The following is an 11,196-nucleotide window of genomic DNA, read 5'->3' as shown; positions in this document are numbered from 1 at the left end:
CCCTCACACCCGGAGCCTGGTCGGGTAGCGGAGGTGGCGGCGCGCCACGTCCACGAACTGCGGATCGCGCCGCGCCGCCCACACACCGACCGCGTGGCCGACCGCCCATAGGACCAGGCCGGCGATCCAGAGGCGCAGGCCGAGGCCGAGCGCGCCGGCCAGCGTGCCGTTCAGGATCGCGAGGCTGCGCGGGGCGCCGCCCAGCAGGATCGGCTCGGTCAGCGCGCGATGCACCGGCGCGGTGAAGCCGGCGGTCGGCGAACCAAAATCCGATGGGGCTTCCATCAGACCAGCGCCCCGCCCGAGAAGCTGAAGAAGCTCAGGAAGAAGCTCGACGCGGCGAAGGCGATCGACAGGCCGAACACGATCTGGATCAGCCGGCGGAAGCCGCCGCTGGTGTCGCCGAACGCGAGGCTGAGGCCGGTGACGATGATGATGATGACCGCGACGATCTTCGCCACCGGCCCCTCGATGCTCTCCAATATGGAGTTGAGCGGCGTTTCCCACGGCATCGACGATCCCGAAGCGTGGGCGGGGCTCGCCATCACGGCAGCGGTGGCGAGCGCCAGCGCGCCGCTCGCCCTGATCCGCGCGTGGCCGAGGTGATCGAGCATGGTGCCGGCCAGCAGCCGGGCTTTCAGTCCTTTCATGATGCGTCTCCGGTTTTGGGGAACGGGGTCAGGCGGTAGTCGCCGGTGGCGGGGTCGAGCCCCTCGACGCGGGCCAGCTCGGCGAGCCGGCGGCCGTGCCCGTCGCGGACCAGCACCGCGATCAGGTCGATGGTCTCGGCGAGCAGCGCGCGCGGGACCGTCACGACGGCCTCCTGAATGAGCTGCTCCATGCGGCGCAGCGCGCCGAGCCCGGTGCCGGCATGGATGGTGCCGATGCCGCCCGGATGGCCGGTGCCCCAGGCTTTGAGGAGGTCGAGCGCCTCGGCGCCCCGCACCTCGCCGATGGGGATGCGGTCGGGACGCAAGCGCAGCGAGGAGCGAACGAGTTCAGACAGCGAGACCACGCCGTCCTTGGTCCGCATGGCGACGAGGTTGGGCGCGGCGCATTGCAGCTCGCGCGTGTCCTCGATCAGAACGATGCGGTCGGTGGTCCGGGCGACTTCGGCGAGCAGCGCGTTGACCAAAGTGGTCTTGCCGGTGCCGGTCCCGCCCGCGACGAGGATGTTGGCTCGGCTCCCCACGCCGTCGCGCAGCGCCCCGGCCTGGACGGCGGACATGATCCCGGCGGCCACATAGTCGTCGAGCGTGAACACGGCGACGGCGGGCTTGCGGATGGCAAAGGCGGGCGCCGCGACCACAGGGGGCACGAGCCCCTCGAACCGTTCGCCGCCTTCCGGCAGCTCGGCCGAGACGCGGGGGCTGCGCGCATGAACCTCGACGCCGACATGGTGGGCGACCAGGCGAACGATCCGCTCGCCGTCCGCGGCGGTCAGCAATTCGCCGGTGTCGCTGATCCCCTCGCCGAGCCGATCGACCCACAGGCGGCCGTCGGGGTTCAGCATCACCTCGATGACGGCCGGGTCTTCGAGCCAGGCCGCGATCGACGGTCCCAGCGCCGTGCGCAGCATCCGCGCGCCGCGCGCTCTCGCATCGGAAGTGATCGGGCGGGTGGTCAAGAAACGGCCCCTGATTTGAGCCGGACGAACCGCCGCCCGGTCTCAGGGGCACATCAAGAGAGACAGAAAAGAGATCAGTTCAACAAGTAAATGTGGCCGTCGTAGTCTAGCGAAGAAATACAGGGAGCAGCGTAGGCGGCCTCATTCGTCTTGGGGCGGCATGTCCTCCCCAATCTCCTGCCGGACCTTCGGTCCCTTGGCGAGTCGCCGGCCGAGCGCCTCGATGAAGGCGTCGTAGCGATCCCCGCCCTGGCGGCGCATCGCGGCCCGCTCGACTTCGGGCGGCGGCGGGGTGTTGGATAGCCAGAAGCGGACGAACAGCGCGATCATCTCGACGCCGATGCCGACATCGCGTTCGAGCCGCGTGGTGCGTCGGTCGAGCCGGTCAAGGCGTTTGGCGATCGCCGCCTCGCGCTGTTCGTCGGCGTCCGGCGATAGAAAGGACGCGATGGCGGCCTCGGCGATCAGCGAGCGTGATTTGCCGCGCCGGTCGGCATAGGCGGCGAGCGAGCGCATGATTTCGGGGTCGAGGTAGACCGAGAGGGGCGATTTCGTCGTCACAGGTCCATCCCATCGCCGGGATCGAGCGACGCCTGGCGCGCCATCCCCTGCATCTGCCGACGCATGGCGGCCTGCCGGGCGGCGTCGGCATCGGGATCGTGCTCCGGCTCGTCCAGCTCGAACTCGTTGGCAGACGCTGGCAGCGGCGGCGGCGCGATATCGATGTGCCGCTCCATCTCGGGCTCGCGGCGCAGGTCCGCATTGTCGGCCTCGTCCTCGGCGCTGGTCTCCTTCGCCTTCTTTTTCTTCTTCTTGGGCTCAGGCTGGGGCGCAGGCGGTTCGGGTGGCGGCGCGATCGGCGGCAGCGCGCTCCAGTCATCCGGGCGCTGCGGGCCGCCTCCGCCGCGGATGTCGGGCGGCGACACCACCCGCTCGGTGAAGCGCCGATCCTTATAGTAGCGGACCTTGTTGGCCCGGATCGGCGGCACGCCCGCCACCATCACGATTTCGTCCTCGGGCGGGAGCTGCATGATCTCGCCGGGCGTGAGGAGCTGGCGGGCGGTCTCAGAGCGCGACACCATCAAATGCCCCAGCCACGGCGATAGCCGATGGCCGGCATAGTTCTTCATCGCCCGCATCTCGGTCGCCGTGCCGAGCGCATCCGATATGCGTTTGGCCGTCCGCTCGTCGTTGGTCGCGAAGCTCACCCGGACGTGACAGTTGTCGAGGATGGCGTTGTTGGGGCCGTAAGCCTTTTCGATCTGGTTGAGCGACTGCGCGATGAGGAAGCTCTGGATGCCGTAGCCCGCCATGAACGCCAGCGCGGACTCGAAGAAGTCGAGCCGCCCGAGCGCGGGAAACTCGTCCAGCATCAGGAGCAGCCGATGGCGCGACTGCCGCGCCTGCAAGTCCTCGGTCAGCCGGCGCCCGATCTGGTTGAGGATGAGGCGGATCAGCGGCTTGGTGCGCGAGATGTCGGATGGCGGCACGACGAGGTAGAGCGTCACCGGCCGATCGCCGCCGACCAGATCCGATATGCGCCACTGACAGGTGCGCGTGACCTGCGCGACGACGGGATCACGATAGAGGCCGAGGAACGACATGGCGGTCGAAAGGACGCCCGATCGCTCATTGTCCGATTTGTTGAGCAGCTCGCGCGCGGCGCTGGCGACGACGGGATGGACGCCGGCTTGCCCGAGATGCGGCGTCGTCATCATCGCGCGCAGCGTGGACTCGATCGGGCGCGCCGGGTCGGACAGGAAGGCCGCGACGCCGGCGAGCGTCTTGTCCTCGCCGGCGTAGAGGACGTGGAGGATCGCCCCGACCAGCAGCGCATGGGAGGTTTTTTCCCAGTGGTTACGCTTATCCAACGACCCTTCCGGGTCCACCAGCACGTCGGCGACGTTCTGCACGTCGCGCACCTCCCAGGCGCCCTTGCGGATTTCGAGCAGCGGATTGTAGGCGGCCGAATCCGCGTTGGTCGGGTCGAACAGCAGCACGCGGGTATGGCGGGCGCGGAAGCCGGCGGTGAGCTGCCAGTTCTCGCCCTTGATGTCATGCACGATCGCCGAGGCCGGCCAGGTCAGCAGCGTGGGAACAACAAGCCCGACGCCTTTGCCGCTCCGGGTCGGCGCGAAGCACAGCACATGCTCGGGACCATCATGGCGCAGATAGTCCCGCCCCAGTCGGCCGAGCATGACGCCGTTCTCGCCGAGCAGGCCAGCGGCCTCGACATCCTCGCGCACCGCCCAATGCGCCGAACCATAGGTCTCGGCGTTCTTCAGCTCGCGCGCCCGATGGACCGACATGGCAATAGCGACCAGGAAGCCGGCGATGCCTCCCGAGGCCGCGATATATGCGCCGGTGATGAAAATCCTGGGCGCGTAGGCGTCGAAGACGAACCACCAGACGAAGAAGGCGTAGGGCGGATAGACCGGCCAGCCGGCGATCGTGAACCAGGGCGTTCCCAATTCAGACTGATAGCCGAGAGAGGCGGCCGTCCATTGGGTCGCGGCCCACGTCGCCGCGACCACGATCGAGAGAACGGCGGTAAGCTGGCCCCACTGAATCTTGGTGGCGGACATGATTATCCTTTCCGGGTCACAAGCCGAGGCCCCGACCGCGGCCGAACGACCAGTCCACGCTGCCGTCGCCACGCATGACGCCGGAGATGTGCTTGCCGATCTGGCTGTCGAGTGAGGGGGACCAGGGCACGAGTTGGAAGCCGAGGCCGTTGTCGATCATCGCGAAGCGGCCGGAGGCGAGCGTCAGCCGCTGCCGCACCGCGCCGGCGACATATTCGCCGGACTTGGACGGCGTGTGCGGCAAGCCGATCTCCGCCGACAATTCGTTCGCTGTCGCGTCCAGCTCCCGCCGCCTCAACGTGTCGAGCAGGTTGCGGGCAAAGACGATGCGCTGGCCCTGCCGATGGGCCAGCCCCTCGCCGGCGAGATGCTCGGCCCGCGCCTCCATCGCGGCGCGCACCTCGGTTCCGAAGCCGCCGCCGAGGTCACGGCCATCGCTCGACAGGTTGCGGCGATCGAGCCAGGTGGCGCCCGGCGCCCGGACCTGTGCGTCGAGGTCCATGTCCGATCGCACGGCGAGCGCCACCCGGTCGCGGCCCTTGCGGTCGGTGAACCGGCGCAACTCGACGATCGCGCCGGGCCGGCAATCGCCGGTCGCCTCGATGTCGGGAAACTGGACGTGATGGGTGCGCCCATCGATTCCATCGACGATCGCATAGGCGTGGCCGGTCAACTCGTCATGGAGGCCGCGATCGACCAGCTTGCCGATGACGGGCTGCGCGGGATCGGGTTCAAGCACATAGCTGGCGGCGCCGCGGTCGATGCCGCGCTCGGTCATCGCCTTGTGCATCCGCTTGATGATGTCGTCCCGCTCGCCCAGCTCCCGCAAGGCCGCCTGCGCGTCGCCCGCGAGCGTCCACTGTCCCGGCGCGACTTCGCTGGCGAGGCCGAGCCGTTCGAGCTTGCGCAGCCGCCCCATCCTCAAGGCATGGTCGGCGTCGGGCCGCGTCCCGGCCTCGGGCGCCATGTCGATCACGCCATCGCGCTGCATGGTCCGTGAGAGGTCGCGGTCGATCTCGGTCCAGCGCTCGGCCTCGACCTGTCGCTCCAGCGACTGGCGAACCTCAAGGTCGGTGCGCAACCCCAGCTCGCGGGTCACGATGTCGCGCGCCTGCGCTCGCATCCCCTCGCGGATATAGTCGCGGGAGATGACGAGGTTCTGCCCATCCTCGGCGACGCCGCGCACGATGATGTGGACGTGGGGATTGTCGGTGTTCCAGTGCTCGACGGCGCGCCAGTCGAGGCGCGTGCCGAGATCCGTTTCCATGCGGCGCATCAACTCGCGGGTGAAGCCCTTGAGGTCGCCCATATCGGCGGCGTCCTCGGGCGAGACGATGAAGCGGAAGTGGTGGCGATCGTCCTTGCAGAGCGAAGCGAAGTCGTTGCGGTCGAGGTTGTCGGCTTCGGCGCCGAACAGCACGCCCCGTTCGCCATCGCGCGTGACGCCATCGCGTTGCAGATAGTTGAGATGGGCGGCGAGTGACGCGCGGCCGCCATGCCGGACCACCCGCGCCTTGACGATCACTTGGCGCGAGCGGTGGCCGAGCCGGTGGGTGGCGCGGACGCTGGCGCTGCGGCCCCGGCCAAAGGTCGAGCGGCCCGGCGCGATGATCCGGCCTCGGCGCGAGATATGGCCGCCGGCCCGCTGCGCCGCCGCCAGCGCTTGGGCGATGGCCCGAAGCGCGCGCTGGCCGCCGCGCGAGCGGACACGGCCAGGCCGGATGCGGAAATTCTCCTCGCCGGTCATGGCCGGAGGCGCCGCAATGTGCGGCGATCCCTAGCGGCAGCGGGCGTCCAGCCCGCACCGCACATTGCGCGCGATCCGCGCACATTGCGCAGCAAGACCCAAAAGCCTTGAGAATCAAGGCCACGACCGAGGCGCAAGGGCTCCGCACATTGCCGCCCTTTATCTTGCCCTCGACCTTCCCCCTTCAGACCTTCAGCCCTCACCCTTTCCGGCGATGCGAAGGCTCGCGCGAAGGGCCGCCAGAGAACGCCACCGCCACTCATTGCGATGACCGGCCGGAAAGAGGAACGAACAGACCAGGCGACGGCGGCGTGGCGGCGATCAGCGCGACGGTCGAGCGTCCGTCCGATGCGCCCTTCGATTGCGCGTCATCGGCCCGCTGTGCAGCAACGGCAGCGCGATCCGAAGGTATTGCGCCCCTCGCCGCGAACAGCGCCGAACGTGTCCAGGCGAGCGGGTCCGGGGCAACGCCGGGATGCGCTTGCGACGGCGGAGCAGCGCCGATGACGGGCGCGAGCCTCGCGACGTAAGTGCGTGTCTCGGCAGGCAGCGGACGGCCGCGAAGATACTCATCGTAGCGGCCCGGCCCGGCATTGTAGGCGGCGAGCATGGCGGCCGGATCGCCGTAGCGATCGAGCATCGCGCGCAGATAGGCCGCGCCCGCCATGATGTTGGCGCGCACGTCATAGGGATCTGCTCCGAGCGCGTAGCGGACGTGCAGCGCGGCCCAGGTGGCGGGCATGATCTGCATCAGGCCCATCGCGCCCTTGGCCGATACCGCGCCGGGATCGCCAGCGCTCTCGACGCCCATGACGGCCCATATCCATGCCTCGGGGATGGCATAACGCTGCGCGGCGGCGGCGACGTGACGGGCAACCGCATCGGCGTCGGATGGCGATGCGGCTTGCGCTTGGACCGGCGCGGCCAGGATCGTCGCGGGTACTGCGGCGAGACAGGCCAGCCACGCCAACGCCACAGGCCGGCGGCGCGCGGAGGAACGACGCGGCGGCATCGGATCAGGCCCGATCGTCGCGCGGGCGCGGACGCTTCCATGACAGCCGGAGCGCACGGCCGTCGCGGTCCGCCTGGAACAGCACCGGCCGGAACGGCGCCCCGAACAGCGGGCTGTCGATCTCCAGCGCGATGTAGTCGCCGGCCCGCTCACCGACACGTTTCCAACCGCCGCCGATGTCGGGACCGTCCTCATCGCCGAGATGGACGCGATAATCCGGCGCGCTCTCGGCGTCGCCCGGATCGACGGCGACAAGCACGATCGCTTCGTCGATGCCGAAGAGGCGGACGCGGCCGGCATAGCCGTCGGCGGTGGGTTCAAAGATCATGGAGGACATCGCCAGTCTCCTTTGCTTTGGCGGGTTGGGAAGCCGGTTGAGGGCGCAGGCCGCGCCAGCGCAGCGGCGCGCCGGGCGCATCGCGCGTGAGCAGCGGAATGGCGCGGCCGAGCAGACCGGACGCAGGCAGCGGGCCGAGATAGCGGCCGTCCATGCTGTCGCGGACGGACGGGTTGAGCAGCAGCAGTTCGCCAGCCTTGACCGTCCGGCATCCCCGCCAGACCGGCAGCGACCGCCCGCGCCTGTCGCGGGACAGCGCGACGGCGATGGGCCGGGCATCGACGCTGACTACGCCGCCAGCGCGGCAAATCCGCTGTCCCGGCCGTGCGGCGACATGCTTGAGCAGCGGCACGCCCTCGGCCAGATAGCGGCGCGCCGCGAGCCAGCGCGCGACCGGCGTGGGCGGCAGCACGGCGACCAGCGTATCGACGGGCGGATGCTCGTCGCGTTCGAGCCGGTAGAGCCCGATCGGCGCGCTCGCGCTGGCGTTCCAGATCAGGCGCGGGCGCGGCTGCACGAGCGCAACGGTGACGAACAGCGCTGCGAACAGCTCGGCCGTGGTGACGGTCGCGAGGACATAACCAAAGCGCGTCATCCCTCGATCTCCCGACGCTTGAGCCAGGCGCGATGACGCTCCAGCGTGTAGGGGCGCGGCTGATGGCCGGCGGAGATACGGTTATGAACGTGACGCCAATGATCGAATGCGGTGTCGCAGGGATCGACGCCCTCCGCCTCCACCGCGTCGATCGCGGCGAGCACCTGGGCGACCTTGGGCCAGCCCTCGATCTTGAGCAGGATGTCGCCACCCGGCCGCACGAACGGCAGCGTCGTGTAAGGCTCGCGGGGCGCGACCGCCCGCACCACGTCGATGCGCGAGATGATCGTGCCGAAGTCGTTCGACGCCCAGCGCACGAACGCGAACACCGCGCCCGGCCGGAAGCTGACTACGCGGGTGCGGCGCGTCACGATGCGGTCCTGGGCGATGCGGCCGAAGCGTATCCAATGCTCCAGCTTCTTCTCGATCCATGTCAGCTCGACATGGGTGAGGCCGTCGCCGGCAAGCACGCTCAGCGTGCGGCCGGCGCGCGCGCCGGTCGGTCCGTTGTCATTCATGGGGATCACTCCGGGGTTGGACGCTGGGAGGGGTTGCGCGCCTGGCGGTCGCCCCGTTATCCGGCCGATCGGCGGGCGACACGCGGCCGGGCTGTCCACAGCCCTGTGGCGCGTTAGCAAGAATCCGAAGGATTCTTCTCTATTAGCATCGTTAGAAGGGTGTCGATTCCGTGAGGATTTTCGGGGGGTTGCGGGGCATCCCGGTTCCTGATGGCACGACTCCGCGGTTCCCGATGGCACGACTCCGCCGGTTCCTGATAGCACGACCGCCATCACGACTTATCCACAAGCCGGAGGCCGGCGCGGCGCATGGCGGCGTCAAGCGGATCGACAGGAATAGGCGCGAAGTTCAGCCGCTCGCGGCCGAGCGCATGTTCGAGCGACAGGACGTAGCCGGGCAACGGCTGGCGGCGCACGATCGCGCGCAGCTCGAACGCGAACCGCTTGAACGGCGAGAGCGCGCCGGACTTGAGATAGAGGTGACTGAGATCGAAGCTCCAGCCGCCGCTCTGTCGCCCGCCATGCTTGCGCACGATGCGGTAGAGCCAGCGTTCGAGACCGCCGGTCAGGTCGAAATAGGCGCGATCGATCGTCAGCACGAGCGCGCGATCGAGCACGCCCGCATAGAACCAGTCGGGCACGATCAGTTCCAGACCCAGCGGGCGGCCCGCGCCGTCCAGCCGCTCCTTCCATTCGTTGATCCACGAGAAGCGATGGCGCCTGCGTTGCAGCGGCTGCCGGATCGAGGTCGCGACGGTGGTGGATTGCAGCCGGTCGAGCGCGGCCTTGAGCCGATCGTAATTGCGGACGGACGTGCCGCGACCGATGAAGGTCAGAATCTCGTGCGGGGTGGTCGCCATCAGCCGCGAGGTCGGACGGCCGGCGTCGCGCGCCTCGACGATCTGGCTCGCCGCCCAGATCAGCACGTCGGCGTCCCAGATGGTCGCCATGCCATGTTCGGGCGTCGCCTCGACGACAATCCATGTTTCGCCCATGCGGAAGTCGATCGGTGCGACCCGCTTGCTCTTGGCGAGGCTGAAAAACGGCCAGCTCATCAGATCCTGTGCGTCACGCGGCGCGAGGTCGCCGGGGATCGAGCAGAACAGGTCGAGTTGCGCCCGTTCGGGGCTGATCGCGCCTTCATGGGGTCGCCGGGCCGACATCGGCGGATCAGCCGCGCACGCTATCGTCGGGTAGGCGCTTGGCGGGATGGACGACGCCGGCGCCCGGATCGGAGGTCGAGCGGCGCGTGCCCAGCGCGGCCCACGCTTCAAGGTCGTCTATCGCATAGACGATCCGGCCGCCGAGGCGGCGAAACACCGGGCCGGTGCCGTAGCAGCGGTGCTTTTCGAGGGTGCGCGCCGACAGGCCGAGGTGGATCGCGGCGTCGGGCGTCTTGAGATAGCGCGGCGTGGTGGCGGCCACAGCTTGGTCCATGATGATCCTCCTGACGATGGCCGGACCCGGAAAAGCGGGGCCGGCGGACAGGAGGGCATGGTGGCGAACCGCCCCCTATGTGGTGAAGGGACAGGAGCCGGGGGGTCTGGCCGTGTCCCCCCGTCAGCCGCCGCCGAGCAGGCGGAGATAGCCGCCCTGCATCAGTTCGGCGGCCTCGGCCGACCAGCGCCGGATGCGCTTGCGCTCCTTGCTTTCGGTCCAGCCGGCCGCGTTGTAATCGCGCACCATGTTGTCGATTAGCACGGCGGCCAGCTCGCGCTGGGTCGCGCCCGCCTGCCGACCGTCGAGCAGCCGGAACAGCGTGAGGTGATGGGCGCGTTTCGCGGGCGGGAGCCTGAGCGCCGGTGGCCCGGAGGCGATGCCGCACAGGCGGCGGCGCAGCCGCTCGGCCGCCGCCATGTGCGTGCGCTGCCAGGGGCCGTAGGGCAGCATCAGGGCCAGCGGCCGGTCGATCCCGCCCGCGACCCACAGTTGCTCGTCGCCTTCCGGGTCGGCGAGGATGAAATAGACGAAACTGTCGAACGACCCGCGCGCCCGGATCGGGCCAAGCGCGGGCACATCGAGCGGTCGCGCCGAGCGAAAGCCGGGCAGCGCGGGCGCGAGCACGATGTTGGACGGCGACAGTTCCGGCCGCATGATGGCGAGCTTGGGGTCGAACGCGGAAGCCGGCGCGGCATGGAAGCTGATGCCCCATCGCCGCACCAGTGTAGCCGTGGCGTCGTCGGCGCTGACGGCGCCACGTCTTACCCGGCCGAGCGCACGGCGATAATCGGTCTGATAGCGCGGGTTTCGGCTGAGGTAGCCGATCGCGATGTCGGAGTATTGGAGCGCGTCGTTCCCGGCTTCATCTGCCGGGGTGCGCCAGTCTTTGTCTGACGGCATCCGGTCCCTCCCAGGTCTCGCCCTCTGCGGAGCGGACCGAGGAGTGTTCAGCGAACGCCACACGGCGAGAAGCCCCGGCGTCCGGCCGCGCGCATAGCGGTTTCAAGTCAGCAGCGTTGCCGGAATGATCGTGCTTACGGCGGGGTTTGCGGGCTTCGGGCTAGGATGCCGGCGGGTTGAGATAGTGGCGATAGCCGGTCTCGCTCATCCAACGGGCGCGGGCGAGATGGGTTTCGTAGATGGTCCGCGCGCGTTCGGGCTCGCTGTCGGGGTCGATGCCGAAAACGATGCTGGCGACTTCGCGCCAATCGGCGTTTTCCGCCGCTGCATCGAGCAGCCGCCAATAAGTCCGGTGGTGGCGCTCGTCATAATCCGTGACATGACATGCATCGGGAGCGCGATCCTCGAACGCGGCTATCGCCATCGCTTCGCTCC

General features: G+C 69.1%; 14 protein-coding genes. All 14 read right to left on the bottom strand.

The annotated features are described in order from the left end of the window. Positions 1-3: 3 nt before the first annotated feature. Positions 4-285, bottom strand: a complete 282-nt coding sequence (locus K663_RS09600; RefSeq protein ID WP_062116656.1) for a VirB3 family type IV secretion system protein — start codon at positions 283-285, stop codon at positions 4-6. After that, positions 285-614, bottom strand: a complete 330-nt coding sequence (locus tag K663_RS09595) for a TrbC/VirB2 family protein (RefSeq protein WP_062120620.1) — start codon at positions 612-614, stop codon at positions 285-287. Before K663_RS09595 ends, K663_RS09600 begins: the two co-directional genes overlap by 1 nt. A 32-nt stretch (positions 615-646) precedes the next feature. Beyond that, positions 647-1,579 (bottom strand): P-type conjugative transfer ATPase TrbB, encoded by a 933-nt coding sequence (gene trbB, locus K663_RS09590; protein WP_443019003.1) that lies wholly within the window; start codon positions 1,577-1,579, stop codon positions 647-649. Between the two features lie 189 nt (positions 1,580-1,768). After that, on the bottom strand, positions 1,769-2,188 hold the full coding sequence (locus K663_RS09585) for a CopG family ribbon-helix-helix protein (protein WP_062116650.1): 420 nt from the start codon (positions 2,186-2,188) through the stop codon (positions 1,769-1,771). Then, the gene (locus K663_RS09580; protein ID WP_062116647.1) at positions 2,185-4,212 is read right to left on the bottom strand and encodes a conjugal transfer protein TraG; all 2,028 of its coding nucleotides are present in this window, start codon (positions 4,210-4,212) and stop codon (positions 2,185-2,187) included. The genes K663_RS09585 and K663_RS09580 overlap by 4 nt, the downstream gene beginning before the upstream one ends. A gap of 16 nt (positions 4,213-4,228) precedes the next feature. Further along, positions 4,229-5,959, bottom strand: a complete 1,731-nt coding sequence (locus K663_RS09575; RefSeq protein ID WP_062116644.1) for a relaxase/mobilization nuclease domain-containing protein — start codon at positions 5,957-5,959, stop codon at positions 4,229-4,231. A 259-nt stretch (positions 5,960-6,218) separates the two neighbouring features. After that, positions 6,219-6,971 (bottom strand): lytic transglycosylase domain-containing protein, encoded by a 753-nt coding sequence (locus K663_RS09570; RefSeq protein WP_083535863.1) that lies wholly within the window; start codon positions 6,969-6,971, stop codon positions 6,219-6,221. Positions 6,972-6,975: 4 nt separating this feature from the next. Further along, the gene (locus K663_RS09565; RefSeq protein ID WP_062120615.1) at positions 6,976-7,308 is read right to left on the bottom strand and encodes a DUF736 domain-containing protein; all 333 of its coding nucleotides are present in this window, start codon (positions 7,306-7,308) and stop codon (positions 6,976-6,978) included. Next, positions 7,289-7,903 (bottom strand): S26 family signal peptidase, encoded by a 615-nt coding sequence (locus tag K663_RS09560; RefSeq protein WP_062116641.1) that lies wholly within the window; start codon positions 7,901-7,903, stop codon positions 7,289-7,291. The genes K663_RS09565 and K663_RS09560 overlap by 20 nt, the downstream gene beginning before the upstream one ends. Continuing rightward, positions 7,900-8,421 (bottom strand): DUF2840 domain-containing protein, encoded by a 522-nt coding sequence (locus K663_RS09555; RefSeq protein ID WP_062116638.1) that lies wholly within the window; start codon positions 8,419-8,421, stop codon positions 7,900-7,902. The genes K663_RS09560 and K663_RS09555 overlap by 4 nt, the downstream gene beginning before the upstream one ends. A 272-nt stretch (positions 8,422-8,693) precedes the next feature. Then, positions 8,694-9,584 (bottom strand): replication initiator protein A, encoded by an 891-nt coding sequence (locus K663_RS09550; protein WP_062116634.1) that lies wholly within the window; start codon positions 9,582-9,584, stop codon positions 8,694-8,696. 7 nt (positions 9,585-9,591) lie between these two features. Next, positions 9,592-9,858: a helix-turn-helix transcriptional regulator gene (locus K663_RS09545; protein WP_062116632.1), complete on the bottom strand. Its 267-nt coding sequence runs from the start codon at positions 9,856-9,858 to the stop codon at positions 9,592-9,594. 123 nt (positions 9,859-9,981) lie between these two features. Beyond that, a complete protein-coding gene (locus K663_RS09540) occupies positions 9,982-10,761 on the bottom strand; it encodes a DUF2285 domain-containing protein (RefSeq protein ID WP_062116628.1) in 780 nt (259 codons plus the stop codon). Between the two features lie 160 nt (positions 10,762-10,921). Beyond that, a complete protein-coding gene (locus K663_RS09535) occupies positions 10,922-11,185 on the bottom strand; it encodes a DNA -binding domain-containing protein (RefSeq protein WP_062116625.1) in 264 nt (87 codons plus the stop codon). Between the last annotated feature and the right edge of the window lie 11 nt (positions 11,186-11,196).

It is taken from the genome of Sphingobium sp. MI1205 (assembly GCF_001563285.1).
Lineage (GTDB): Bacteria > Pseudomonadota > Alphaproteobacteria > Sphingomonadales > Sphingomonadaceae > Sphingobium.
This window is presented reverse-complemented; position numbering and strand designations above follow the sequence as displayed.

Coding starts and splice junctions, on each gene's coding strand:
- K663_RS09565 (WP_062120615.1), bottom strand. CDS start 7,308: ATGTCCTCCATGATCTTTGAACCCACCGCCGACGGCTATGCCGGCCGC.
- K663_RS09550 (WP_062116634.1), bottom strand. CDS start 9,584: ATGTCGGCCCGGCGACCCCATGAAGGCGCGATCAGCCCCGAACGGGCG.
- K663_RS09535 (WP_062116625.1), bottom strand. CDS start 11,185: ATGGCGATAGCCGCGTTCGAGGATCGCGCTCCCGATGCATGTCATGTC.
- trbB (WP_443019003.1), bottom strand. CDS start 1,579: ATGCTGCGCACGGCGCTGGGACCGTCGATCGCGGCCTGGCTCGAAGAC.
- K663_RS09575 (WP_062116644.1), bottom strand. CDS start 5,959: ATGACCGGCGAGGAGAATTTCCGCATCCGGCCTGGCCGTGTCCGCTCG.
- K663_RS09545 (WP_062116632.1), bottom strand. CDS start 9,858: ATGGACCAAGCTGTGGCCGCCACCACGCCGCGCTATCTCAAGACGCCC.
- K663_RS09580 (WP_062116647.1), bottom strand. CDS start 4,212: ATGTCCGCCACCAAGATTCAGTGGGGCCAGCTTACCGCCGTTCTCTCG.
- K663_RS09595 (WP_062120620.1), bottom strand. CDS start 614: ATGCTCGATCACCTCGGCCACGCGCGGATCAGGGCGAGCGGCGCGCTG.
- K663_RS09560 (WP_062116641.1), bottom strand. CDS start 7,903: ATGACGCGCTTTGGTTATGTCCTCGCGACCGTCACCACGGCCGAGCTG.
- K663_RS09570 (WP_083535863.1), bottom strand. CDS start 6,971: ATGCCGCCGCGTCGTTCCTCCGCGCGCCGCCGGCCTGTGGCGTTGGCG.
- K663_RS09600 (WP_062116656.1), bottom strand. CDS start 285: ATGGAAGCCCCATCGGATTTTGGTTCGCCGACCGCCGGCTTCACCGCG.
- K663_RS09555 (WP_062116638.1), bottom strand. CDS start 8,421: ATGAATGACAACGGACCGACCGGCGCGCGCGCCGGCCGCACGCTGAGC.
- K663_RS09540 (WP_062116628.1), bottom strand. CDS start 10,761: ATGCCGTCAGACAAAGACTGGCGCACCCCGGCAGATGAAGCCGGGAAC.